This is a genomic window from Paenibacillus agaridevorans, from assembly GCF_003112455.1.
In the GTDB taxonomy this organism is placed as follows: Bacteria; Bacillota; Bacilli; order Paenibacillales; family Paenibacillaceae; genus Pristimantibacillus; species Pristimantibacillus agaridevorans.
This window is the reverse complement of record NZ_BDQX01000430.1, coordinates 20,105-47,046: the sequence shown is the minus strand read 5'-3', so window position 1 is coordinate 47,046 and position 26,942 is coordinate 20,105. Positions and strand designations below refer to the sequence as shown.

The following is a 26,942-nucleotide window of genomic DNA, read 5'->3' as shown; positions in this document are numbered from 1 at the left end:
TCATGACTTTTGTCTAATATTATCAATCCGAAAGCCGGTATTCATGGAACCCCCCTTTATTTCATCTTTTTAAGATTACTGTAACAGTTAAGAAGACTCTAATCGATGTAATTTATCTTTTAAACTGTATTTCCTTATCAAAAAAGACGATGGATACGATTTCCTTGTCATTGATCACATTTTCGAATGTTTTAACCGTAAATAACTGAGTGCCATTCTCCGTCAAATGCAATCCGTTAAACAGGTTTGTCGTTTCCAACGTACCGTCCTGGTACTTTATCGTAATCGGGTAGTTATCCAAGTGTTGGTTAACGCCAATTTCCTTTAATGAACCAGCAGCTTCGTTAATCTCATTCATTGAACTGCTCTCAATCTTTAATGAAATCGAAATCGGTGAGACGGAGATTGTTTTTAGTACCGCTCCATAACCAAACATGGCAATGTTTTTGTTGACTTCATAAGGAGTAGAGTACTCCTTGAAATCCAGCTTAAAATCTGTTTCCCAAACGTCTGGTATGACCGTTGTAAAAATGCCAGGAAACGGACCTGCCGCTTGTAGATCTTTGAGTTGGAAATGAACGTTTTGACCAGCTATGGAGTTTTTCGTTAGGATGCTCATAGCCAAACTAATTTTATTGTCACTGCGGTTGCCATCGTCAAGCACTTTAAAGCCTACGCTCTTATAGTCCTGATTTGTTGTAATGTCGTAATTTAAAAAGCGGTACCGTGCCGCGTCTAATACCGTACCTTCAGGTGCAGTAAAGTCCATTAAGATATAGGTCAGATTACTATCGCCAATCACTTGTTTAATATTAATCGTCCCGTTCTTATTTTTTACCTGTTTATCAACCTCATAAGCGCCATTTGACAAATATTCTGCTTGCTCTTGGTTTACCGGATTAAGAAATTTCATAAACACATCATCTAATTTCATATATGCCGCTGCAAAAGCGGTTGTGGCTAAACAAACCATCAATACAGCAACCAATAAAGCGGGTCTTAAACGTTTCGAAAGAATAAATCCCCTGTTTTTTTTATTTCCATCCCTGCTTTGCACTAAAAGGTTATGAAACATCTCTTCTTTTTTTTCGGTATTTGGCGTAAGAGCTTCGAAAAGCCGATTAATATTATTGTTACTCAAGGAGCTTCCCTCCCAGGTCAATTTTGAGGCGTCTACGACCTCTGAATAGTTGCGTTTGAATCGTGCTTTCTTTGTATCCCAACATCTCAGAGATCTCTTTTACGGTGTACTCCTCGAAATAGTACAGATATAAAACGGTTTTGTATTTTTCGGGCAGTGAAAGTAGTCTTGCAAGCACGTTTCCCGACGGCTCATCGCCATCCCAAGAAGAAATCTCAGGTAAAGCGTCTAAAGCAACTCGACGGGTTTTCCACCAATTTTTAAGAACGTCTTTACAGTAATTTCTGGTCGTTACCGTCAACCACGCTTTTTCATGCTCGCGGTCATTGAAAACCATTTGATATTTGATCAGCTTTAGAAATACAGATTGAACAGCATCTTCTGCATCAACGGGATTCTTCAAATAGATAAAGCATAGCCTGTAAACTCGATCTACATGCCGTTGATATAGTTCAGCCAATTCTTTATCCGTACGCAATAAAGAATTGTTCTCCATTTTTTCGCCTCCTGCATATAACACGATCGGGTACTCGAAATAATCCCATTATCGTTAATTATTTTACAGTACGCAGAGAAGCAGAGTAATCATAAAGAAAAGCCCAAACAATTTCCTTGATTGGGCTTTGTGATGCAATCCTATTCAAAGAACAGATACAATCCATTTTATCCAGTAAGCAGCTGGCACCAGTAATACCTGTGCAAAAACAGTCCCTAATAATCGGGATATCATTAATAAACCAAAAACCTTATTAAGTGTAGCGACCTGTTTTTCTCCTTTAAGGACTTTATCTGTCATTAAACCAACTTGCGGATCAATTAGTATGGTAAGTAAAATGGTCGCCATTCCATTTATTAGACCAGATGCTTGTGATGCGGTAATCGAGTATTCTGTCGTTAAAGTTGAAGCCAGTAGTGCAGCTAACACACCGATTGTGTAAATGGCTGTCACCAGACAATTAAGAGCCACTAGCCTTTTGGGAATACCTCCAACCCTCAATCGCGACAGCATCGATAACTTTGGGGATCGCAAATGATATCGTGCATGATTTATCTTTTGAAAAGAAACAGAAGAACGGACCATTTGAGGTATGGATCCTGCAACTTCTAAATGAGAGATTACCCTCGAAGATAGAAAAACTGCGGATGGAAACAGTAATAAAGCTGTAAAAGTTCCTACTGTTGCCGCACCAATAATAATACGAAACTGATCAATTAAATTATATTCTACGGTAAATTTTTTTGATAAATCAATAATGTTACCTGTAAGTGGAGCCTGTAGCATATTAGCTGTTCTTGAAATGAGCAGTATAATCCCCGATAAGGATAAAGCAACCGCCAATTTCCCTAATCGTACACCTGCCAAGCGAATAGAATAGGTAAGAGTCTCCGAAAGATGAATAATAAAAGTAAACATAGATACAAGCAATACTTGCTCCAACAATCGAACACCTCATATCGTTCTTGACGATAGTGAATATAGATAAGACCTATATAAATTATATTGATGTAATAACCTTCAATAAAGAGAAATGAGCTCCTTGATTTTTTCCTGTTTTTCGCATACCCAGGTGATGGTACGGTTAGAACTGAAAAAAATTTAGACTGAGCCTGGAAAATGAACCAGCGACAGCCAAGGACTTTATTTCTCGTCCTTGGCTGTCGCTGTTGTCATTCAACTAACGTTCCCCGATGGCGTAATCCGTATCAGGAATCAATGGGGGCGAATCCGATAATGATTTGACGGAATCTCTTTCGATTAACTTTGAGTTCACATACACAAACTGTGCCTCTTCATCGGGATGCTGGAGTCTCCACTGCATTCGTTTTAACGCCTTTTCTGCAAATTCGAATCTATCGATATGCATCGTCGTAAGTGCAGGGACCATAGTTTGACTGATCTCCGTATTATCGAAGCTGATAAGCGAAACATCTTCGGGTACCCGAACACCATTGATTTGGAGCTTGGATAACAAGATATGCGCAGCCATATCGCAATAACAAACAAATGCCGAGGGGAGCTGGTCCGGCAACGAAAAGTCGAAGTGATATTTTCCCGATTCATCGTTATTGACGATATGCCATTCTTTGCGAATTTCCAGTCCGTGCTGTGTTAAGGCTCTGAAATATCCGCAGTATCGGTCCATTACACTGCTGGTATAGTTCGGGTTACCGACAAAACCAATAGTATGGTGACCTTTTTCAACCAAATAATTAGTTGTGAAATAACCCATCCGGTAATTATCAGACACGATATAATCCAATCGCAGGTTGTTTTTGTAAAAGTCAATCGCAACGATTGGTATGGGCAGATTTAACAGCAATTTCAAATAATCGCTCTTAATTTCACCCGCAATAAACAGGCCGCTCAGTTCGCTTTGATCTTGAGTAAACGATAAAGGGTAATTTAGGGCATCTTCTTCCTTTGGTTCGAGGATGTAAAGGTTCAAAGTATAGTGCAAGAGGGCACACTCTCGATTTAAGTAATAAAAGATCTTTGTATAGAAATCATCGATCTCCAGAAAAAAACGTTTCGGGACGATGAGTCCCAACTTATAGACGGTCTGAATCGGTTTTTCTTTACGGGTTACGTATCCCATTTGATTGGATAGTTCTATGATCTGTTTCTTTAAAGCCTCACTGACGCCGGGCTGGTTTTTTAGTGCTTTTGACACCGTAACCTTAGTAATCCCGAGTTTACTGGCGATCTTATCCAGGGTTACTTTTTCCTTAGTCATACTCAACACTCCTCCAAAAGATAACAAAAACCTTTATGTGCATTATCGCAATTATATAATATTGTAACTTTACAAGTCAACAAAATAAACAAAGTGGTTTGATCGTCTTTATTGTTGAATTTATCGCTATTCAGCAATGAATGAAAGCGGAAACAGGAAAAATGGAAACACAAAATAAAAGGTGTTGACACAAAAATGTGAAGTGACATATACTTGCTTCGAAAGGTTATTTATTCGAAATTACTAAAAAAGTAAGGTTACAAAATGAATGGGGAGGTTGCTTAAGATTTATTGGAAGCAAATTAACTTGATGAGGTGCTTGGGGCGATTGACGCGTTTGGTTCCTCGCACTAACAAAATGGTGGTGTTAGTAAATTGAAACATAAGGGCTTAAGAGATTTGGTGAAAAATCGTTACATATATCTAATGACGCTCCCGGCTCTGTTATTCAGCTTGATATTTTCTTATTTGCCGCTCGCAGGCATTACGATGGCATTTCAAGATTTCAACCCTATCAAAGGTATTTTTGGAAGCGAATTCATTGGTTTGCGAAACTTCGAGTTCTTTTTTCGAGGCCGAGATTGGTTCACCGTGACGTTTAACACGGTATTTCTTAATCTTCTATTCATTGGATTTGGAACACTGCTGTCCATCACTCTTGCCATCATGTTATCCGAGCTTGGTAAAAGCTTGTTTGTTCGAGGAATGCAGTCGATCATGATTTTGCCCAACTTTATTTCCTGGCCCATTGTTGGGCTGTTCTCTGTAGCCTTTTTGACGGCGGATACGGGCACCTTGGACGGACTTATGAAATGGTTGGGTATCTCGGATGCTTATATGGAATCTTCGATTTGGCCTGTTATTCTGCTCTTTTTCAGCTTATGGAAAGGCACGGGTTTTGGAGCCATTGTGTACTTGGCGGCAATAGCGGGCATAGACAGGGGACTATACGAAGCGGCAAAGATTGACGGGGCCAGTCGACTCCAATGCATTTTCCGAATTACGCTGCCGATGCTTAAAAGTACGATCATTATGTTGTTTTTGCTTGCATTAGGCGGTATATTCTCGGGCACGTTGGATATGGTCTATTCGTTGGTCGGGGATAACTCATTCCTGTTTCCGACAACGGACACGATAGATACTTATGTATTTCGCGCGTTGCGTACGCAAGGCTCATTTGGGATGTCCCAGGCCGTAGCCTTGTATCAATCGATTATCGGGTTCATCCTTGTCGTGCTCTCCAATCAACTTGTCAAAAAATTCGATAAAGATTCATCCATTTTCTAGAGTGGAGCGGTGAAAGTAATGAAATTATCATCTTTGTGGTCGTTGTCTACTTTATTTTACTTATTTACGGCATTGTTTTCTCTGGCTTGCGTCTATCCGTTTGTACTCGTATTGACGAGCTCGTTGACCGATGAAGTGGAATTGATACGGAACGGCTACTCCCTGTTTCCTGAAACTTGGTCTATTGCTGCTTATAAAGCCATATTAAGCACTCCGACGATCCCGAGAGCCTATCTAGTAACCATATTTACAACCGTTGCGGGTACACTTATCAGCTTGATTGTTACCAGTATGATCGCCTATGCCTTATCAGGTCGAAAGCTGTATTACCGTAACCACATTAACTTCATTTTCTACTTCACGATGCTGTTTAATGGCGGACTTGTATCCTTTTATATTTTAGTAACCCGATACTTGCAGCTAACGGACTCCATTTGGGTTTATATTATCCCTTTTGTTCTCAATCCATGGAACATGTTCCTCATGCGTAACTTTTTTAACGAAATACCGGAAGAGCTGTACGAATCGTCGAGGCTGGAAGGCGCGGGGGAATGGCGGATTTTATGGCAAATTGTATTGCCGTTGTCATTGCCGGCGTTGGCAACCATTGGTTTGTTCTATGCCCTTATGTATTGGAACAGCTGGCAACCGGCACTTCTTTTTATTAACAATGACAAGTTATTTTCGCTGCAGTATATCATCATGCAGATTATTCGCAACATTGACATTGCACAGAATATCGCAGTCTCAAGTACGGCCGGTTCGGTTATCAACACCCAGCGACCTCCTGCTTTTACCGTAAGACTCGCGACCGCCATGGTTACCATTGGTCCGATTATCTTTCTCTATCCGTTCCTGCAGCGATACTTTGTAGGAGGCTTGAAAATCGGGGCAATAAAAGGATAAATCACAGCTACAATCAGCAAAGCTGAATTAGCATATAAAAATATCGGAGGGGTTAAATATGAAAAAAGGTCTAAAAAAGACACTTTCTTTGATCTTTGCAGTCACCATGAGTACTTCTTTGCTTGCGGCATGCACCGGAAAAAACTCGCCATCGACACCGGATAAGGGGGAGTCGTCACCGACAAATGCGGTGCAAAACAATTCGTCGGAACCGCCCGCAGTTAAGACTCCGTTGGAGCCTGTAAAGCTGGAGGTCATGCTCTGGGGAGACAAGCCGAAGCAATTCGATGAGATTGTCGATGAATTCGAAAGACAGACCAAAGATACTTTGAACATTGACTTAAACGTGACTTGGACGCCGCTGGCCGACTACGGCAATAAAATAAAGCTGATGCTGTCAGCCGGGCAAAAGATTGACTTGGCTTTCGATGCACCGTGGTTGAACATGCCTGGTTTGATCGCTAACGGCAGCTATATTGAATTGGACAAGTATTTTAATAACGATCAATATCCGGGCTTGCAAAAAGCGTTCGGCGAAAGCTTGCTTAACAACAATAAATTTGTTGGTCCCGATAAACAGCAGCATGTTTACGGGGTACCGCTCGGTCAAGGTTATGCTCCCGTATATGCGCTGTATTACCGGAAAGACTTGGCCAAAAAACACGGTATATCGGAACTGAAATCCTATGACGATATGATTGCTTACTTTGATGCAGTAAAAAATAATGAGCCTGGAATTACTCCATATATCTTTAATAAGGATCAATACCCGCCAGCATGGATTATTGACGGAAATAGAGCCATTAAAATCGATCAGGCCAAAAATAATATATGGGAAGTATCGACAGGCTCCGCTGGCGTAGCCAAATTGCATATTGTAGACAACAAAATTAAAGCAGCCTATTTGCCAGGGGAAAGCACGGATGTTTTGAAGGATTTTCCTGAGCCCTTTCATGCACTCGACTTCACAACCAATGAAGAGATATTGAATTGGAACGAGAAGGGTTACATCGAATCCAATGCAATCAACCGCAAGGATGCGCAAGATCAATTTACTGCAGGCACCGCCGGCTCGTACATGCAGACGTTAGACAACTATGTCGCACTAGAGAACGCATTAAAAGCGGCAGTGCCGGGAAGCGAGCTGGGTGTATATGTGTACGAGAACAACGTGCGCAACATGGAACCGGCTTCTCTGCTAACCGAATTTAAGTTTTGGAACTTCTTGAGCATCCCCGCTTCGTCTAAGAATGCTGATCGTTCTATGATGTTCCTGGATTGGATCTTTGCAAGCCAACAAAATCACGACTTATTTGAATACGGAATTGAAGGTAAAAACTGGGTTGCGGTAGGGGACGATAAATACAAGCTTCCGGATGGAGTGGACCCTGGCCAGAACTACGCATTTCCTGGATACCAATTAACTTGGAATCCGAACTATATGCGTCTTGCAGAAGCATATCCGCAAGATGTAGTGGAGTATTACAGTTATGTTGCTCAAGATACGACGTTCCTCAAACAAGTTAGCGCCGGCTTTACTTTTAATGGGGAGCCTGTGAAAACCGAAATGACCAACCCTTCCTTTGCAAAAATGGCCGCCGAAAACGCAGGCTTTGAGCTGGGACTCATTAAAAATATTGCGGACAACAAAGCCAAACAAGAACAGAATCTGTTGAAAGACAAGCAACTCCAGGCAGATATTCAGAAAATCAAAGCGGAATTGGTTCAACAACTGCAAGCGTTCTTGGATGAGCAATAATGACGGAACTTTGGACCGTTGATAAACTGCGGGAAAGGGGCGGCAACCAGCAACGGTGGCTGAGCCTTCCCGGTAGTCGCGTCGTTGTAAATCCTTTTAATTTCAAGAAGGCGGGGACGACGTCCCCTTCTTCGTACAGCAATCGATCCACAATGCCTATGAACGTCGGATATCTCACTCCGCATATTCCCGAGTCCGAGATAGGGTTCGAGTTTGACGATATGATTATGATTCACACAGATACCAATCGCTCGCCGCAGCGAATCGAGGGATGCGTATTAAATGTATCTGACCCGGCCCGGTGGACAATAAGCGAATATGATATTCCCGGTCATGGAACCGCCCTGTTCGGCGCCTCCGGTATTACGATTACGGTTAATAGCGATGCGAGAGATTACTGGCAGTATCTTACGACGGAAATTGAGGTTGACCTTGATCAAACGCCAATGCTGCATGTGGTTGTACCGGAATGTTTGTCCGCATGGAGCATTAAAGTTGCGCCGCTTGAGGCGGAGTCTGCAAGAGAAGATATCGAACTGATGACGGAAAATTCCAACTCGGGTGTCTTTAGCGCTAATATTGCCGAAGTGACGGGATGGGGAGGACGCAAGCGTTTTAAGCTGAGGTTATATGCTTATGGGTTTGGCAAATCCATAACATTTGAAAACTTGGAGATCGCGGGGGTTATGAATCCCTACGCCGATGCCATTCGGTTTGAAACCGAGTGGGCGCCTCACGAACTTGCCTTTCAAGCGGTTTATCGAAATCATATGACGTTGGAAGGGCGAGACTATTTCTATAACACGAACACGGTGTGCAGATCCTTAACTTGTACGCAAGAGGCGTTCGACACCGACATCATCTTGGGCGGCCGTTATACGGGACAGCTAACGTATGATCCCGGCCTGACCATGCTTGTTGTAAAAGACAGACGTTATGCCTTCGCGATTCGACTATTAGGAGAACACGTTGAGGGGATGGTTTACTATGCCAATTATTGCGACTATTTAAGCGGCACCCGGGCATTGGAGGAGCCGCCACAATGCGGGTATTGGCAGATGCGGATAAAACCTGTTCGGAGCACCGGGGAAGGCATTCATCTATTGGTCTCCTTCCCGGGTCCGCTTGAAACGGCCGAGAGCCTGGTACGCGATTTGAGCGCAAGTTCGCTTCGGGCGTCGGTCAACGAACGTTTAGCTGTAAAAAGGGAACAGAATGAACGATTCTGGAACGGGTTCTTGAAAAAGGTCCCGTCGCCATCTTTGTTCTCACTGGGTCATGTTCCATCCAAAGGAGTAACGCCTGGTCAAACGGAGGAACAGTATTATAAGGCATGGATTTTTCTGGCGTCCAATGTACTGGACGTATCGCCGGAGGCGGGGTATCCATACCCTCAGCTTTGCTGCGGCAAACCTTCGTTATGGGGGTCCGGGGCTCACGAAGCGCCATATTCCGCTGCATGGGAAAGCCTCTTTGCGATACAACTGTACGCGTATATCGATCCAGACTTGGCTTGGGAAGCATTTAAAGGTCTGATGTCTTTGGTTGACCCAACCGGCATGCTCGGGGGAGAAAGTCTGCCCTCCAGAAAAGCGCAGACGGCCATGATTTTATATGAACTAACCGGAGATATAAATGCCTTGCGGTCCGTATATCCGTCAATCCGTTCATACTTACGCTGGCGTGTGGACAACCCGCGCTGGATTCTTGGATTGATTAATAATCCGAATTCGAAAGATTCGGAATTCGTCGTTTCCGCGCTTATCGATATTTCTTATTTCATTCAAATGGCGGAATTGCTCAGCATGCATGACGAGATTCCGTTTTGGCAAGAAACGTATGCCGAATTATTGCAAAATTACAAAGCATGGTTTTGGGACGCGCCGGGCGGATTTCCTAATCAATATTACGATACCGCCACGGGAGTGAGAAGCCCGGGCTGGACCTCCTGGGTGCTGACGGGCGTTCATCTCCCTTCCTTGGAAACGCCTTATGCGGAGAGCTTGATTAACCGGTTCCTGGGAGAATTCGACCCGAGCAAACCGTTTGGAGGACTTGCTTACCCCAAACATCCGGATATTAACTTCGACATTTACGGCTTGATACAGTTGGGTTTTCTGGAGGAGGCTCGGCAGCTTGTCGAGGTATGTATCCGCGATGTAACGATGTCCGGTTTTTTTGCGGAGCAATATGATGTGGAGGATAAACCCCATCCGACGGGAGTCAGGCCATCCATTTTCGGGTGTGCGCAATTAATAGAATGCGTACTTATAAAAAACGGGTACCGCTTGGAAAACGGCAAGCCTTATCGGATGAATTTGTTCCATGAGCAAGGGCTGGTTGAGAGTTTTTAGGAAATGTATTCGAACATAGAGACTTCAAGGATTGGGAGTGTAAAAGCTGACTAACACCGTATCTTTAAATGAATGTCAATGGGGATTAATGGGCTTTTACAAAAACCAATGGCGACTATATGAGTCCATGGAACTCGGTCACGAGATCATTCCTGCTATTGGACATATGAAAGCAAGGATTCCCGGCAGTGTGCAAACGGATTTAATGGCGAACGGGTGGCTAAAGGATCCCAATTTAGGATTGGCCAGCTTGGACGGCGAGTGGGTTGATAACAGGGAATGGGTATATGAAACGAATTTCAGCATATCCGATGACTGGCTGCAAGATCGATGCGAACTCGTATTCGAAGGATTGGATTACTCCGGAGAAATTTATCTCAATGGGGGCAAAGTGGCGGGTTTTGAAGGCATGTTTATCCCCGTGAGACTGGATATAACAGACCGGATCCGTACAAATGGATCGAACCGATTGTTAGTCGTATTTCATGCGGCGCCGGATATTGACGGACAATTCGGTTACTCCAATCAAATTCGAAAGCTGAAATCGCGTTTCAACTATGCCTGGGATTGGTGTCCGAGGATTGTCCCGGTCGGCATTTGGAGGGACGTTTATCTTCAAACTTACAGCGAGGTCAAAATCAATGACTTCTACCCCAATGCGATGGTAGAGGACAACTTGATCGACGGCCATGTGCGGTTTCGTACGGAAGTGACCGTTCAGCGAAGGGGCTCCTATACGATCTCTTACAAGGTCATAACAGATCAGGGCGAGCCGAAGGCGCTTGCTGTTCATACGATGGAGCTTGAATGCGGTAATTCATTTATTGAACACGAACTTGCAGTTGCTGATATTGAATTATGGTGGCCTAACGGGTATGGAAATCAGCCGCTGTATGAGGTTGGCATTGAGATCACGAGTGATAACCATATCATGAAATGCCAGGATAGGAAGCTTATCGGATTCCGTAAGTTGGAATTTATTAAAAATCCGAATTCCCCTGAAAGCGCTCTACCTTATACGCTCGTAATCAATGGCAGACCGATCTTCATGAAAGGCGTTAACTGGGTGCCTATCCGCCCCTTTTATGGAGATGTCAAGGCGGACGAATATGCCAACTATCTTGGCCGGTTTAAAGATATGAATGTAAATATTTTGCGAGTTTGGGGCGGCGCCATTATTGAAAAACAAGATTTCTATCAATATTGTGATGCCAATGGACTCATGGTGTGGCAGGAATTATTGCAATCTTCTAGCGGAATCAACAATACGCCGCCGGACGATCCCAAGTTTCTCAATGATTTGGAGCAGGTGGCCATCTTTGCCATTAAGGAAAAAAGATCGCATCCAAGTCTTGTCATCTGGTGCGGGGGCAACGAGCTCATGTGGGAAGGGTTCAAGCCTGTCGATGAGAGACATGCCAATATTGCGAGACTAAAAAAAGTTGTCGAGGAGCATGATCCTGACCGTGGATTTTTGCCGACAAGCGCCTCCGGCCCAAGCTTTAATGCCAATGTCGAACATATGGGCAACGGGCTTCATCATGATGTGCACGGCCCTTGGTTATATTTGGAGGGGGATCACTACGAATTTTTTAACAAGGACGACTCACTATTGCTGTCCGAGATGGGGACTCCCGGTATTTCAAGAGCGGAAAATATCGAGAAATATGCGATAGGCTGTTCGGCTTGGCCTCCAACAAAGGAAAATCCGTATTGGGTTCATCGGGGGGCATGGTGGATTCAATGGGAGCAGTTAAACAGATTATTCGGCGAGTGGAGTCGCGATCATAATGAATTGCAAATATACAGTCAAGCCAGCCGGTATTTGCAGATGGAATCGCTGCGTTATGCGATCGAAGCGACTCGGAGACGAGAGCCATACGCATCCGGTTTTATTATCTGGATGGGAAATGAACCCTTTGCCAACAACTCGAACACATCTGTAATCGAATATGACGGAATGGTCAAACCGGCTTATTATGCCGTAAAGAATGCATTTTCCTCACTCCATATTTCAGCGAAGTATGACAAGGTCAACTTTAGCGAAGGAGAGCGTTTCAGCTGTCAATTGTACTTGCACGATGAGCTTGGAACAAACGGACAGACCTTTGAGGTACAGGCCGAAATTGTAGGGATCGATGGCACGGTGTATAAGCAAGACAGGTTTACCTGTACTTCCGAACAACTTGCAACGCAAGCAGGCGAGCTGGATTGGATTGTCTCAGGGGCTCCGTACTCTCTCTTTTTCTTGAGATTGCAAGTAAGGGATAAAGAGGATGCGGTTGTCAGCACCAACACGTATCTGTACTCTATGGACTTGCTCTCCCCGTATCGACCGCTAAGACAGTTGCCTAAAGCATCGTTAGCTGTGGAACTTATGGGAGAAGGGCAGCTGCAGATTCGCAACGTCTCCGATATTACAGCGGTAGGTGTCATGATTCAAGAAAAAGAAGCTTCCAGGTTTGTTTCATTTAATCATAACTATCTTCATATTTTCCCTGGAGAAAGCGTTACGATTGAGAGCTCTATGCAACCTATGGATACAGTGGAGCGGCTTGTAATGAATGGCTTCAACATAGATTTGCCGAGTTAATCATCGATTTGAAGAAAGGGAGGGGATTCTATGTTTAGCTTTAAGAGATTAAGCAGGCCTATTTCATTACTTGTTATCGCATGTCTATTGTTTTCCTATCCGGGTTTGGTCTCAGCGCAGAAATCGGAATTGGAAAATCATTGGGCACAACGGGCAATGACAAAATGGATTGATAAGGGGATCATCCGAGGAGATTCCAAACAGCAGTATAAGCCTGATCAACCAATGACCAGAGCGGAATTAGCCAGCTTTATCGTACGCATATTGAACTTGAAAGAAACGAGCAATAAGGAATTTGCCGATGTATCCCCCAATGCCTGGTATGCTTCCGACTTTTCGAAGGCGCATGCTGCCGGACTAATATTGGGCGATGACAGCGGACACGCAAGGCCGCTGGATTACATTAGCCGCGAGGAAGCCGCGGTCATTTATTCCCGAGTATTCCAGCTGCAAGCAAGCGACAAATCTCCATCTCAGAAGTTTACTGATGCTTCGCTTATTGCCGATTGGAGTCGTGAAGCGGTACAAGCCATGCAAGAGAACGGCTTTATTAAGGGGAAGGGCGGAAATAAATTCGACCCCAAGGGTCGCTTAACCCGTGCGGAAGCCTTTCAAATCTTCGATAATGTCGTAGATGAAATCATTAGCGATGGTGGTGCCTCAGGAGATTACCAAAAAAGCGTCATCATTAATGGCAATCATGTTGTTCTTTCTAACATGAAAATAAAAGGCAATCTCTATGTTACGCTTGGAGTCGATGCCGGTGTCGTCGCACTGGACGGGGTCGAGGTAGAAGGAAATATTATCATCAACGGTGGTGGGCTTGAAGGCATATTTATTGCCAATTCTCAAATTAAAGGCAAGGTTATCGTAAACAAGGAGCAAATGAAAGTCGTTGCAGATAACAGTGTCATTCACTCCCTGGATGTGGTGAAACCCGCAAACATTGTTTTAAACAACTCCAAGGTGGACGATATGGTTATCGGCAACAAGGGAACAGGGAGCGAGCTTCATCTCGATAAGCAATCAAAGCTGGGGCAACTCATCGCACAAGCTCCAATAACGATTACAGGCGCCAATGGGATAACGAGTGCCGATATTCAAGCTGGCGGAGTGGTGATGGATAATCAACCCGGCAAGATCATGATTGCTCCGGGTATAAGCGTGAAGATTGCGGGTAAGAACGTAACGGCTCAAGACTTGACGAGTCATCCGGGATCGACTGCCCCTGGCGGGGGGAGCACCAATCCAACAAATCCAGCCGATCAAATGCTAAGTCAGCAGTTAATAGAAGAGGATAGTCCGCAACAGCGTCGTTGGATGAGTGTGCCGCAGAGCAGGATTGTTGTCAATCCTTTCGATTTTCATCTGCCGGATCCGACGACACAGGTGCATTATAGCAATAGCCCAATCCTTCCCCTGAATATTGGCTTTCTTAGCCCTTGGCCAACGAATTACAAGGGGTATACCTTGGATAAAGTAATGGGAATTTTCGATAAGTCAAATACGGATCAGACTGTGGACAACATATGGTCGGCAAGCTTTAACGATCCGGACAAATGGAGAATTAGCGAGTTTGAATATCCCGAGGATGCCATTGTTGACTTCGATCCGAATTATATGCAATTGTCTGTAAAAAACGATGCGACATACCCCTGGCAGTTTCTAACAAGCGAATCGATAGCCATAGATTTAGATAAGAAACCATTACTGCAGCTTCATACAGAAACGACGGGAGCCTGGGCCATTAAGATCTACGACTTGAGCAAAGGCGACCGTGGAGATGAACGGGTATTACGCGTGGAGAGCTCAGCTGACGGAACGGAAACGATTGATATTGCCAAGATGGTTCCGGACTGGACAGGCGAGAAGGATGTATTGCTGCGCATATTCCAGGTGGGCAAGGGCAGCTATCTCAAAATAGATACGTTGGAGATTTTCGAGATTCAATCGACATTAGCGGAAGCGAGCGACTATACGACAACATGGGCGCCGCATGAGCTAACCTTCGGGGCGGACTACAATAGCGGTCTGCAATTGGAAGGGTCAGACTTCTTCTATGACGAGAACACGGTTGTTCGGACCATTAAAGCAAATCAAAACGGTACTAGCAATTCCATCTCTTTGTTTGGGCAATACAAAGGGGATATTCAATGGAATGAAAGTATAACTACCCTATACGTATCAACGGGTACAACCTTGCAGGATCAGCAGTATGCGATTTCCTTCGGGCAGCAGCCTTCAAACGGTATTCGGTATTTCGAGAGCTATGCGGATATGCTGATTGACAACGGCTCATCGCAACCTCATGGCAAAGGCTACTGGTTGATGGATTTTGAACTTCATACGTTGCCGCCTGGCGGATTATCCGCAGCATTCAGTATAGGAACGCCAGCGGATAGCAAGGTAAGTATGATTGAATCCGTTCGCACTCCTTTTGTGAACAACGATCGTGATCGTAAATTTAAGGAACGATTGGATAATTGGAATCAATATCTCGCTAAAGTACCTAAACCGGGTAAATTCGAACTGGAATATGTAGATCCGCAAGGCGTCACATTCGCACAGATTGAGCAGGAATATTACAAAGCTTGGGTGTTTACAGCTTCGAACATTTTGGCCGCTGCTCCCGAAGTCGGCTTTAACTATCCGCAAATCGTGACAGGGAAGGCTTCGCTCTGGGGACACGGCGATCAAAAAGCGGCGTATTCCGCTTCGTGGGAAAGCTTGCTGTCGATTCAACAGTATGCATACATTGACGTCGAACTGGCATGGGATGCGTTCAAGGGACTGATGTCCCTCGTGGATGACGACGGACTTATGGCAGGGGAAAGCTTGCCTTCCAGAAAGGCTCAAACAGCGCTCATTCTTTATAATATATCCAAGGACGCGGATTCTTTGGAAGTGATTTACCCCGCTTTAGAGCGGTATCTCTTGTGGAGGATCGATCATCTTCGTTGGATTATGCCCGGCGTCGACAATCCGGATGTCATTGACGCGGAATTTGCCGTCTCTGCACTTAAGGATATCGAATTCGCAATCGAGATTTCTCGCATATTAGGGTATACCGACAAGATCGACTTCTGGGAAGATAGATATAAGGAGTTATACAAAACATATACGACTACCTTTTGGAAGGATGGAGTGCCTTACCAATATTACAATTTGGTAAATGGCGAATTCACGCCGGGCAACCCGCTTTGGACCTCCACGGGAATGTATATTACCGATTTAGACCCGACTTTACGTGAAAGTTTATATAATCGGCTGAAAGCGAATATGAACCCGGAAGCACCATTTGCAGGGTTGTTTATCCCGAAGCATCCGGATGTTGGTTATTTGACATACGGCTTGATTGACAACGGTTTAATAGAAGACGCAAAAATGATTATTGAAACCATGATAAGGGATGTGACCAAAGCCCATTTCTTCGCCGAACAATATTCGGTGCCGGGAGTGCCATATCCGCAAGGCGTACGTCCATCCTCTTTTGGAGCTACTATGCTCGTTGATAACGTGCTTCAGCGTAACGGATATCGTATGGATATGGGCAAACCGATGTTTACGAACTTGTTTGAGGCCGACGGTGAAGTATCCAATATTTTATTGGATGGATTAAAGCTTAACTTCAAATTGGACGCTTCCAAGAAGAAAATCAATTTGTCGGGATCTTGGATGGGCGGGACATCTGCCGTTATGGATGCTCCTGATCATAAGCCCGTTCATTTGCCGGCAATAACGGAATCGCCGCTCAAGGATCAAATCATTGGAGTTGGCGAACAAGTGAAGCTCCAATTGCAAGACGGGGTATCCTATTATGTTGCGAGCAGCAAAAAAACGACAGCAGCAGTCGAGTTGGTTGACAACGTACTCACTGTGACAGGCCTCTCTGCCGGAAACGCAGTTATTACGGTTGTTTCCAGTCGAAATGGCTATTCGGATACAATACGTACATTCGATGTGGGTGTTTCCGCAGCCACAGGATGGCAACATGAAGAGGCAGGTTTGAATGCATGGACTTGGGATCACGGGAAGTTAAACGTGAACGAAGCCGGTGGAAAGCTTCAGCTTGACGTGCTGCAGGACCATTATATCGAAACGGTAATTGAAGCCGATTCCGTTACGGTCCAACTGCTAAAGCTCGCTGTTACGGAGGCTAGCGCTCATTGGGGTGTCAGCTTGATCAACGAAAGCAATGAAGAAGTGGTTGTAAGAGAGAGCAGTTATGGAACAGGCGACTACCTCTATGATTTGGAAGCATTGACGGGCTGGACGGGTCAGCAGACATTCAAGCTGCGGATCTACGCTTCGCAGTTCGGCGGACGGGTAATATTCGATACGTTGAAGCTGATGAGCAAGCCCGAGATCACGATGCAAAGCATTGCCGACTACGAAGTAGAGGCTTATACGGATACAATGATTTCGCTACGGACAACCCCGGGGCTTGTCAGCTATGCATTGACCTCGGAACATCCGGAGATCGCCAATGCTCAGATGGTGGGGAATCAGTTGAAGCTGCAAGCGCTAAGCGAAGGGACGACAACGATAACCATTCAATTAAAGAGAGAATTTTATGGGGATCGGAGTCTCTCCTTTCATGTGAACGTCAGCATTCCGGATGTCACTGTTGCCGATATTGCGCCTCAGTATGTTTCGGTCGATGCGAGCAAGCGAGTGCAGGTTGTTGCTGTTCCGGACAACGTAACGGTTGTTCCGGTATCTAGCGACAGCGCTATCGTTCAGGCAAACGTGCAAGACGGGGAATTGTCGATCATAGGTGTATCCGAAGGCAATGCGACGATTTCGTTAACGTTGTCGAAGACGGGCTATCAGTCCGCAACGAAGACATTTCCAGTCACGGTATTCGCCAAAGGCTTAGGCTGGCAAGCGGACTTTACAGACTTGCAGCGGTGGAATTCCGGATATTCCTCGAACCCGGGCGGCCTTGATGTCGTGCAATTAGATGGCGGAGCGGATGGCGTTAAACTAACCATAACCGATCAGGCGAATCCGACCTGGCAACCGTTCTACACAAAAATAAAGGTAAACGTGGATGAAACGCCGATTCTGCAAATTCGGACCTCCAACGCAACAAAAAATTGGACGGTAAAAATCGGGACCAGCGAATTCGGAGATGAGCAGGCCTTGAAAGGGGAGGACGGATCGGAAGGCATATTCAACTACAATCTGAAACAGTATGGACAGATGAATAGTTGGACCGGGGAGCAGGAATTTTTCGTCAAGATTTATCTTGTCGGCGGGTCGGGCGCTTCCATTACGATCGATCAACTGCGCATGGTTAGCCAGACCTATCTCGACAACAACGCGTCGGCAATTCTAGTTGGCGATATATTGCCGCAGTATGTTTCGGTCGATGCGAGCAAGCGAGTGCAGGTTGCGGCTGTTCCAGAAAACGTAACGATTGTTCCGGTATCTAGCGACAGCGCTATCGTTCAGGCAAACGTACAAGCCGGGGAATTGTTGATAAGTGGCATATCCGAGGGAGAAGCGAATGTTACGTTGACGTTGTCCAAGGCGGGGTTTCCTTCGGTGACGAAGACGTTCCCGGTGACGGTGCTGGCTGAAGGTTTAGGCTGGCAAGCGGACTTCACAGACTTGCAGCAGTGGGAATACGGATATTCCTTCAATCCAGGAGGTATTAAAGTCGAACAGATAAACGGCGGAGCGGATGGCATTCGATTAACGACAACAGATTTGGCCAATCCGGCATGGCAACATTTCTACACGAAAGTTAAAGTAAAAGTGAATGTGGATGAAACGCCGATTCTGCAGATTCGTACCTCAGCAGCAGTGAACAACTGGACGGTAAAAATCGAAAACTTGGACATTGGAGTTGATCAGGCCCTGAAGCCGGAGGACGGATCAGCTGGTACTTTCAACTACAAGCTGACTACTTATGGACCAATGTTAGGCTGGACCGGGGAGAAGGAGTTCATCATTAAAATATTTGTCATCGGCGAGCCGGGCGCTTCCATTACGATCAATCAACTGCGTATCGTCAGTCAAAGCTTCATTGACGGACAAGTATAACAGGTACACTTAACAGTCAGCGGTGATGTCGCAATTACTGAGATGTGTGTTTTGCGACTCGCTGCTGACTGTGTTTTTTCATCTGCCGAGGGTGATTGAACGGGATGAAATCTTAATCTATAGGGAGGAGCATGAAATGATGCGGAAAACCAAAAAGTCGGGTCTGTATTTCCTGGTATTCGCGATTCTTGTAACATTGCTCGAAAGTTCCTTTGGATCTATGAAAGCTCATGCTGCACTGATTGGTAATGTGGAGATGGCGGGAGACGCTGCTTTTAACAGCGACAGTATTGCGGACAGCAGCGCTCAACAACCCCGCTGGCTTAGTTATCCGGGTAGCCGCCTATCTTTGAACGCCAACATGGGGGACTCATCAACGCCGCCGGGGGCATTGGATGGAGAATTAGCGGCTCATTTGGGCGGATGGTTTAAATCATCCACTTTCAAATGGCCTTCCGTAGTGAATACAAGATTGGTGGCTACCGGAACGAACGGAAACCCGGCCGGCACCGTTCAATCTACTTGGTATCCTTACAAAATCGATTTTAATGCAACTTACTCCGGCTTGGTCAACCAATCCTTAAGCGGCTACGATTTTTTTGTGGATGACAATGGCACATTTGTCCGTTATCTCCAAAATAATTCGGGCGTCCCCAATGATGTTCTGGTAAGAGGGACGATCACCGGCTCGGGCGGCGCACAATGGGACAGCACCAACCGTGTCCTGCTGGTATCGGATGCCAACTATTATTATGCCGTTCATTTTGTTGGCCTGACTGCGGATACAACCCCGGTAGCGTTAAATGAGGTCCCTGTTCTTGGAGCATCTACATGGAGCTTTAGAAAGCATTTTAATTCAGGCGGGAGGATGGCGGTTAGCATAGGCGTTGCCTCCTCATCCGAAGGCAGTACCGTAGCCATCTCTCGTGCTAAAGATGTGTTTGCCCTTAAAGTAACCGATCGATTAACGGCTGCCAAAGCCTATATGGACACGCAACTCCGGAAAGCGCCGCTGCCTTCTGTCTGGGGATTCTCCACGGTTAACCCCTATGGGGTAACCGCTCAGCAGCATCGCGATAGCTATTACAAGGCCTGGACGTTTTATTTGCAAAATTATATGAAAGCGCTACCGGAAAATGCTGCCTCTTTCCCCTATCCGCAAATGATGACGGGCAAGCCTTCATTATGGAATTTCGGCGAGCCGCGAAATCCGGGATCGGCGCAATGGGAGAGCCTGTTCGGTTACCAGTTTTTATCTTACATTATGCCTGCAGAAGCATGGAACGCCTATTTGGGCTTAATGAGTCTGGTCGATTCCAACGGAGCGCTTGCAGGAGAATCTTTGCCGACTCGAAAAGCTCAGACAGCATGGATGCTTTATAAAAATACTAACGATTTGAACAAACTGCAGACCGTATACCCTAATCTTAAACGGCATCTCGATTGGGCCGAGGATCACCCGTACTGGTTTATGGAGGGGGTCAATACTCCGCCTACGTCCAGGGATTTGGATTTCGTCGCCTCGTGGCTTTTCGATGTAGATTTTGCTATAAAAATAGCCAACGAACTAGGGATAACAGCCGACATCACGATGTGGCAAGCTAAAAAACAATCGATGATTGCAAATATGGAGGCTTGGTTCTTCGCAGAGCCTCAGCAAATCTATCAATATTATGATACGATATCGGGTCCAGTCAGCCTTGGGGGCGACTATATTAAAATTAGCGCGCTTGCGGTTAATGGCTTGTCATCCAATCCTTTGTCCAAATTAAAAGATTATTTTATAAGCATTCATAATCCAAGCGGGCAAATGAGCGGCTTTGGCGCAATGAAATATCCAAACGCATCTTTAACCATTTATGGTCTGTTGAATTATAGCGGTCACAAGCAAGCGAAGGAATTTATCGAAGCCAATTTGCGCGATGCGATACGCGCCCCGGATTTTGCGGAGATGCTTCTTCCTGGCAGTTCGAATAATCCGACCGTCGGCGGCGTTCGGCCGAGTCTGTTTATGGCAAGCGCGGTTATTGAATTTACCTGGTTGTTGAACGGCGTTCGCATTGATTCCGGGTCAGCAACGAACTTTGCTTTTAACTCATCCGCCTTCTCTATGCCAAATGTTCCGAATGTTATGCCTACTGTGGAAGATTTCAAAAATGTGGAAGACTGGACCGAACGTGTAAATTCAGGCATGTATGCGATCAATGGAGCGGGTACGATATTCAACTATTCCGCAAACAATCTCAACTACGGATATGGGGCCAAGCAAGTTACCTATGATGTAGACGCATTCTCTCAAATGACGATCAAGGTGGATAAAGTGCAAGGCAGTTGGGCGTTAAAAGTTAATGATGGCGGAGTCGATATTGACTTGCAAACTTCCACATCCCAGGTCGGAGAGTTCACGTATGACTTGAAGGCGATCACGGGGTGGTCCGGTACGAAGACATTTAAAGTCAAGTTGTTTGCTGTTAATGGTTGGGTAAAGGCCGATACGATCCATGTGATCCCTGCAACAGTACTGGAGGATTTTAATAATGTATCGGACTGGACGAATCCATTTAATGCATCCATCTCTACAACTTCGGGGGTAGCTACAGTATCCGCTGCTGTCGGTCCTTATGGTTCTGTAAGGAAAAACGTAACTGTCAATCTAACGGATTCGCCGTTCTTGCAGATTACCGTACCCCAGGCTTCGACTGGGACCCAATGGGCATTAAAAGTGAACAAAGGTTCTGGGGATATCAACGTGCAGACAGACACCTCTCAAACCGGAACCTTTACCTATGACCTTAGGGCTATTACGGGTTGGGGCGGCAAACAAACCTTTGATATTTTGTTATATGTCGTAGGTCCAACAGGGTCGAGTTTTAAAGTCGATCTACTATCGAGCCCTGCCTACACACTGGAGGATTTCAGCAATGTCTCGGATTGGCCGATCCGTAATAATGCCATTGCAAGCTCTTCAAACGGTCTTACAACCCTTTCTGCCGTAAGTGGTCCTAACGGAAATATGATCAGAGCGGTGGAATACGATTTAAATCGATACCCTATTTTAATTGTTCAAGTTCCGACTCTGACCAATGGCGCTAAATGGGCCTTAAAAGTCAATGACGGAACCGGTGACAAAGTCATTCAAGCGGATACACTGGAGACTGGAACTTTTAGATACAACATCCCAGCCCTTACAGGGTGGAGCTCAGAGAAAAAATTTGATATCATCCTGTTTGAAATCGGCGGAGCGGGAACATCTATGGTAGTCGATGAAATGAGGATTTCGAACGCCCCGTAATGTTAAGCATAGTCCCGTTCAGTTGAACGGGACTGTTCGATCATTTACAGAAGCGACTCCACGCCGTCAATATAAATCGCCGTGCCGGATATATGGCTGGACTCGTCCGAAGCCAGAAACAGCACGAGATCGGCGACTTGCTCCGGCTTGCCGGGTCCATGTTCCAGCGGCTGATTGCCCTCCGGATACTTTACGGGAATTTTAATTTCCTCCACCTCGGGCGTCGTATGCGTGTTCTCGCCGATATTGGTTTCGATGGCGCCGGGACAGATGGCGTTGACGCGAATGCCGTATTGCGCAAGCTCCAACGCCGCCATCTTGGCGAAGGCGACCTGGCCTGCCTTGGAGGAGCTGTAAGCGGACATGCCGAAGCCGGTAAACTTGCGGCTGCCGTTGATGGAGCTGGTAATGACGATGCTGCCGCCGTTCTCCTTCATATGGGGAATGGCATATTTGGCGGCTAGAAACGTTCCCTTAAGATTAATGCCAAGCGTCGTATCCCAGTCCTCGGGCTCCATGTGTTCGATCGGCGCCAGCGTTCCGTTTACGCCCGCGTTTGCGAACAGGATGTCGATGCGCCCGTACTTGTTGGCCGCCTGCTTAAGCGCCCGTTCGACGCGGGCGGGATCGGATACGTCCGTATCGGCAAAGAAGGCTTCGCCGCCATGCTCTTGAATTTCCTTTTCGACCTCCTGGCTTCTCCCGTCGACAAGATCGACCAGCACGACCTTTGCTCCTTGTTCCGCAAGCCTCAACGCGGCTGCCCGGCCAATGCCGGATCCTGCTCCCGTAACGACCGCTACTTTTCCGGCTACTCTTCCTTCGGTTTTCTTGTCCAACATGATACTATCGCTCCTTCCAGAATTGTCGTTCTAATCTTTCCATAACCGCCAGGCGGCTATTCCGAATCTTTTGATATTCGAATATAGCCGTATGCCGGGGATTCAGGGCTCGTTGGCAGAGAATGGTTGGCCGGCATCGATGCCCGTATTGGTTAGTCGTACGTGCACGTTAATTTCGAATTTTGCTTGTTTGAAGCGTTCCCCCCAATTTTGCTGCAAACTCTTCCAACGGCTGTTATGCCAGCGGTGGAGATGCGCGCCTGCGCCAAGGACATCAGCCTCCTTCTCTTGCAAGTAAGCTGCCGTCGAGGCAAGCCGCTTCTCCAGCTTTCCGGCGATTTTGTCGGTAAAACTGCTAACGTCATCCTCTGTTTTGATATGGGTGCAGGCAAGCTCCTTGACGCTTCCCGACACCTGCACACCAACATGTACCGTCAACTGGTCATTGATCAGCCGAGGTTTGATGGTGCTGCGGAGAGATCCGATCTTAAACGCTTCGCTTCCCTGACCGTTGTTTTTGTCTTCGCCGCAGGGGATATTGACGAAACCGTTACGATAATGATTCATCAGCATGAGCAGGAATGGAGTCTTCGAGACCGGCACGATGTCAATCAGCTTGCCCTCGGGGAATCGGAACAGTGCCAAGGTTGGCGTATGGGGTAAGGCGCCTGCTCCGGTGAAAGGAAGATAAGGAAGAACGAACGTCACTTCCCGCTGCTTCGCAAGGATGCTAAGCTCCCTGAGGCTTACGGATATCGACATTCCCGTAAGAATTTGGGCCGTCTCGATACTGGAGGCCAACTGCTTGCCGACGTTGTTTTCCACGAGAGGCTTGGCATTCAGGTGTGAACTTGCATCGCCCTTGGCGATCACAATCGTCAAGGTGCTCTTCGGTTCGTTGGAGCGGGAGAAAAAATCCAGCACCTCGCCAATGTTCCGATCCCTCGCGAAAGCTTCGCTAATAATCAAGGTTTCCATATGGCTCCACTGCAGCTTCCGGCCGATTTCATTGCTCGCCATCAGCGAGGCGCCATAGACGGTGTCATTGTCGCTAGAGATGTTGAAGAACGATGACCCGGTGGAGGGGGACATGCTGGATGCCTCCGTAGAACCGGGCTTGTAGATCTGGCTGGTGAGACGCAGCCGCCCGTCCTTGGACAGATCGACGGAGGCTGCCTGCACGAATGCCCAATTGTTGATCTCCAGCTTGTCCCAGCATCCGGAAAGGAGAAAGGAAATCATGCAGAGGCAGCAAGCGGTTTTCCATCCTTTTCCTTTGCTATGAGACGGCATGGGAGCTCCTCCTTATCGAGGTTGTATCTGGCGCATGATGCTTCTGCAAGCGATGTTAGGGATGCGGACGTCTGCCTCCTAACCGGAGCAGCTTGCGATTGCGCGGCGATCGCAGAAAGACCTTGAGCGGCACCCTGACGAACAGATCGCGCCAATCTCTGGGCTTGAATGGCGCAATCGACGTTAAATAAGGCTCGCCAAGCGAATGCAGGCTGGTGAGATGCAGCAGCGTCAACAGGAAAACGACCATCAGCCCGTAACCGCCCAGCAGACTGGCCGCGATCATGTACGGAAAACGCAAGAGGCGCAAGGAGATCGCCAGATCGTAATGGGGGATCGCGAAGGAGGCTATGCCCGTCAGCGCCACGACGATCACCATGATCGGCGAGGCGATCTTTGCCATAATGGCCGCTTGTCCGATGACCAGCGCTCCCACGATGCTGACGGCAGATCCGACCGTCCTTGGCAGCCGGATGCCGGCTTCGCGGAGAAGCTCGAAGGAGGCTTCCATGATGAGCGCTTCGAAGAAGGCGGGAAACGGGATACCCTCGCGGGAATCTACGATCGCCAGGAGCAGCACGGTCGGGATCAGCTCCGGGTGGAAGGTAGACAGCGCAATATAGAGACTGGGCAGCGTCAAAGCGATGATAAACGCGAGCAGACGCAGCATTCGGATAAACGAGGAGAAGATGGATCGCACGTAGTAATCCTCCGCCGTCCCCATAAAATCCACCAGAAACGCCGGACAAATCATGATCATCGGCGAATTTTCCACGAGCACGATAATTTTGCCATCCAGCACGGCCGCGGCGGCCGTATCGGTCCGCTCCGTATAACGGACCTGCGGGAACGGAGACAACGTCGATTCTTGAATCCAATCATCGATGTAGGAGGTCTCCAGTACTTCATAATCAGTGATGGATTCGACTCGCCGCCTGAATTCCGCAAGCACGTCGGGGTTTACGACCTCGTCCAGATAGCCGAAGCAGATCGCGCTCTTTGTGACTGCGCCGGATTGCAGAAATTCGAACTTAAACGCCGGATTGCGGATGCGGCTCCTGAGCAAGGTCAAATTCAGGGACAAGTCTTCCGTCGTGCCTTCCCGGGGGCCATGCACTGCAGGTTCGTTGACAGGCTCCGTAATTTGCCTTCTTGCTGCCGATTCCGTCGGGAATCCTAACGCTTGATTTACTTGGTCGAACAAAATGACAATGAAGCCGTGCATGACAGACTCGTACACGTTTTCGAATGATTCCAGCAGCGAGAACGGTTGAAGGGAGGCATTATTAACCTGCAAGCAGCGGCGCAGCTTTTCCGGCGTCATGCTATTCCAGTCTTCGCTCTCGTATCCAGGGATTTTTTCCAAAGCACGCTGGAGGAGGTGGCTGGAGTAGTCGGCGAGCGATGAGCAATAGACGGATACGGCCTGGAACGCGAACCCGTCGCCATAATTCCATTGTTGGAAGTGTACGTCCCCGCAGCGGGAAAAAACGCCTTCAAGCTTCTCTCGGTTAAATGTAATGTCGTCATGAAGAGCGTTGGTCTTGCGACTGTCCGTAGTCAAGAAGTATCGCCTCGTTCCGCTTGAAGATATCGTCGATGCTTGATCCACGTAATCAAGGTAAATAGGAGAATAAGTCCGCCACCCACGACAATGACCGTGAACGGCCAAATCGTATAGACTTGCTCCTGAAAGTCGGCAGGACTTTGAAACATTGTGGCCGATAAGAAGATGCAGGTCACCGAGAGGGGATACATCAATACATGATCGTCCTTTAGGTTAAAGAGCTGGATGAGACATTGGTAGATAATGAAGAGCAGAAGCGTTGCTTTCATATAAGAACCCAAAATAAGCGCAATGCCGATAATGGCTTCCATTCGCTGAAACAGCTCGACGATGTGAATCTCGATTGAGAGGCGGTATAGCGAATAATTGAAGTAACCGGCCGCCGGACCGAATGCCATAATGGTGCAAATCGTCGGCACGATCAGCATCAGCGCGGAAAAGGAATAGGATGCGTACAGTGCTTTGCTTATGGATTGTCCGGCTTGAAGCCGTACAAACGGCAGGAGCATCGCGAATATTACGATCTCCCCAAACGGGAAACCGGCCGAGATGAACAAACCATGAAGCATGGGCTTGATGCCGTTCTCGAATAACGGAAGAAGCATGGCCGGTTGATAGATGGGGATGGCAAGTATCATGACCAGCAGAGAGAAAAAGAGCATCAGCCACAGCAGCAAAAAAAACATGCGGGCCATAACGCGAATGCCTGAACGTGCCGTCAGCGCGGATAGCAACATGCCGATCGTATGGAAAATATACGAAGGGGTCCGCTTCATCATCACGCTCGTGAAAAAATCGCCGATGCTCGCATTAACGGCGCATGCGGCAAAAAAAAGCATCAAGATATAAAGGAGTCCGACGGGATAGGTAGCCGTCCGTCCGATCAGTTTGCGGCTATATGCGATTACGCTCGCTCCATCGTGCCTGTTGTGAAGGTACAGGACGCAAGTCAACATGATGATGCCGAAGCCGTAAGCGAGCGTCATCGAAATCCACGCGTCATTGCCGGCCGCGGCCGTAAGAGGATTGGGAATAAACACGATGGCGGAACCGATCACGTAGCAGCATAACAGACCTGCCAGCTGCCTTAAGTTGATGGTGGACCGATCGGACGACATAGCT

General features: G+C 46.9%; 15 protein-coding genes. 7 read left to right on the top strand and 8 right to left on the bottom strand.

Translation table 11 applies throughout. The annotated features are described in order from the left end of the window. Positions 1 to 112 precede the first annotated feature (112 nt). The 4 genes from PAT3040_RS32420 to PAT3040_RS32405 form a co-directional block, all read right to left on the bottom strand. Complete coding sequence (locus PAT3040_RS32420; RefSeq protein ID WP_108995923.1) at positions 113 to 1,141, bottom strand: DUF4179 domain-containing protein; 1,029 nt, start codon at positions 1,139 to 1,141, stop codon at positions 113 to 115. Then, positions 1,134 to 1,637, bottom strand: coding sequence for an RNA polymerase sigma factor (locus PAT3040_RS32415; protein ID WP_108995922.1), 504 nt, complete (start codon positions 1,635 to 1,637; stop codon positions 1,134 to 1,136). Before PAT3040_RS32415 ends, PAT3040_RS32420 begins: the two co-directional genes overlap by 8 nt. A 144-nt stretch (positions 1,638 to 1,781) precedes the next feature. Next, on the bottom strand, positions 1,782 to 2,582 hold the full coding sequence (locus PAT3040_RS32410) for a lipid II flippase Amj family protein (protein WP_108995921.1): 801 nt from the start codon (positions 2,580 to 2,582) through the stop codon (positions 1,782 to 1,784). A gap of 235 nt (positions 2,583 to 2,817) precedes the next feature. Continuing rightward, complete coding sequence (locus tag PAT3040_RS32405) at positions 2,818 to 3,876, bottom strand: LacI family DNA-binding transcriptional regulator (protein WP_108995920.1); 1,059 nt, start codon at positions 3,874 to 3,876, stop codon at positions 2,818 to 2,820. Positions 3,877 to 4,251: 375 nt separating this feature from the next. Here PAT3040_RS32405 and PAT3040_RS32400 point away from each other — a divergent pair, with 375 nt between their 5' ends. The 7 genes from PAT3040_RS32400 to PAT3040_RS32370 all read left to right on the top strand — a co-directional run bounded on the left by PAT3040_RS32400 (position 4,252) and on the right by PAT3040_RS32370 (position 22,118). Continuing rightward, positions 4,252 to 5,163: an ABC transporter permease gene (locus PAT3040_RS32400; RefSeq protein ID WP_258235274.1), complete on the top strand. Its 912-nt coding sequence runs from the start codon at positions 4,252 to 4,254 to the stop codon at positions 5,161 to 5,163. Between the two features lie 18 nt (positions 5,164 to 5,181). Continuing rightward, a complete protein-coding gene (locus PAT3040_RS32395; protein WP_108995918.1) occupies positions 5,182 to 6,069 on the top strand; it encodes a carbohydrate ABC transporter permease in 888 nt (295 codons plus the stop codon). Positions 6,070 to 6,127: 58 nt separating this feature from the next. Continuing rightward, a complete protein-coding gene (locus PAT3040_RS32390) occupies positions 6,128 to 7,828 on the top strand; it encodes an extracellular solute-binding protein (RefSeq protein ID WP_108995917.1) in 1,701 nt (566 codons plus the stop codon). Further along, positions 7,828 to 10,182 (top strand): glucosidase family protein, encoded by a 2,355-nt coding sequence (locus tag PAT3040_RS32385; protein ID WP_108995916.1) that lies wholly within the window; start codon positions 7,828 to 7,830, stop codon positions 10,180 to 10,182. Before PAT3040_RS32390 ends, PAT3040_RS32385 begins: the two co-directional genes overlap by 1 nt. Positions 10,183 to 10,270: 88 nt before the next feature. Further along, positions 10,271 to 12,775 (top strand): glycoside hydrolase family 2 protein, encoded by a 2,505-nt coding sequence (locus PAT3040_RS32380; RefSeq protein WP_108995915.1) that lies wholly within the window; start codon positions 10,271 to 10,273, stop codon positions 12,773 to 12,775. Positions 12,776 to 12,805: 30 nt separating this feature from the next. After that, complete coding sequence (locus PAT3040_RS32375; protein WP_108995914.1) at positions 12,806 to 18,826, top strand: S-layer homology domain-containing protein; 6,021 nt, start codon at positions 12,806 to 12,808, stop codon at positions 18,824 to 18,826. A 136-nt stretch (positions 18,827 to 18,962) separates the two neighbouring features. Continuing rightward, the gene (locus PAT3040_RS32370) at positions 18,963 to 22,118 is read left to right on the top strand and encodes a hypothetical protein (RefSeq protein ID WP_108995913.1); all 3,156 of its coding nucleotides are present in this window, start codon (positions 18,963 to 18,965) and stop codon (positions 22,116 to 22,118) included. 44 nt (positions 22,119 to 22,162) lie between these two features. Here PAT3040_RS32370 and PAT3040_RS32365 read toward each other — a convergent pair whose 3' ends face one another. The 4 genes from PAT3040_RS32365 to PAT3040_RS32350 all read right to left on the bottom strand — a co-directional run bounded on the left by PAT3040_RS32365 (position 22,163) and on the right by PAT3040_RS32350 (position 26,938). Next, complete coding sequence (locus tag PAT3040_RS32365) at positions 22,163 to 22,960, bottom strand: SDR family oxidoreductase (RefSeq protein WP_108995912.1); 798 nt, start codon at positions 22,958 to 22,960, stop codon at positions 22,163 to 22,165. A 102-nt stretch (positions 22,961 to 23,062) separates the two neighbouring features. Further along, a complete protein-coding gene (locus PAT3040_RS32360) occupies positions 23,063 to 24,253 on the bottom strand; it encodes a Ger(x)C family spore germination protein (protein WP_108995911.1) in 1,191 nt (396 codons plus the stop codon). A gap of 55 nt (positions 24,254 to 24,308) precedes the next feature. After that, positions 24,309 to 25,817, bottom strand: coding sequence for a spore germination protein (locus PAT3040_RS32355; RefSeq protein ID WP_087566315.1), 1,509 nt, complete (start codon positions 25,815 to 25,817; stop codon positions 24,309 to 24,311). Continuing rightward, the gene (locus tag PAT3040_RS32350) at positions 25,814 to 26,938 is read right to left on the bottom strand and encodes a GerAB/ArcD/ProY family transporter (RefSeq protein ID WP_179215340.1); all 1,125 of its coding nucleotides are present in this window, start codon (positions 26,936 to 26,938) and stop codon (positions 25,814 to 25,816) included. The genes PAT3040_RS32355 and PAT3040_RS32350 overlap by 4 nt, the downstream gene beginning before the upstream one ends. Between the last annotated feature and the right edge of the window lie 4 nt (positions 26,939 to 26,942).

Bases quoted from the DNA above. Each gene is read 5' to 3' on its own strand.
- PAT3040_RS32415 (WP_108995922.1), bottom strand. From the start codon at position 1,637: ATGGAGAACAATTCTTTATTGCGTACGGATAAAGAATTGGCTGAACTA.
- PAT3040_RS32405 (WP_108995920.1), bottom strand. From the start codon at position 3,876: ATGACTAAGGAAAAAGTAACCCTGGATAAGATCGCCAGTAAACTCGGG.
- PAT3040_RS32395 (WP_108995918.1), top strand. From the start codon at position 5,182: ATGAAATTATCATCTTTGTGGTCGTTGTCTACTTTATTTTACTTATTT.
- PAT3040_RS32390 (WP_108995917.1), top strand. From the start codon at position 6,128: ATGAAAAAAGGTCTAAAAAAGACACTTTCTTTGATCTTTGCAGTCACC.
- PAT3040_RS32385 (WP_108995916.1), top strand. From the start codon at position 7,828: ATGACGGAACTTTGGACCGTTGATAAACTGCGGGAAAGGGGCGGCAAC.
- PAT3040_RS32380 (WP_108995915.1), top strand. From the start codon at position 10,271: ATGGGCTTTTACAAAAACCAATGGCGACTATATGAGTCCATGGAACTC.
- PAT3040_RS32375 (WP_108995914.1), top strand. From the start codon at position 12,806: ATGTTTAGCTTTAAGAGATTAAGCAGGCCTATTTCATTACTTGTTATC.
- PAT3040_RS32370 (WP_108995913.1), top strand. From the start codon at position 18,963: ATGATGCGGAAAACCAAAAAGTCGGGTCTGTATTTCCTGGTATTCGCG.
- PAT3040_RS32365 (WP_108995912.1), bottom strand. From the start codon at position 22,960: ATGTTGGACAAGAAAACCGAAGGAAGAGTAGCCGGAAAAGTAGCGGTC.
- PAT3040_RS32360 (WP_108995911.1), bottom strand. From the start codon at position 24,253: ATGCCGTCTCATAGCAAAGGAAAAGGATGGAAAACCGCTTGCTGCCTC.
- PAT3040_RS32350 (WP_179215340.1), bottom strand. From the start codon at position 26,938: ATGTCGTCCGATCGGTCCACCATCAACTTAAGGCAGCTGGCAGGTCTG.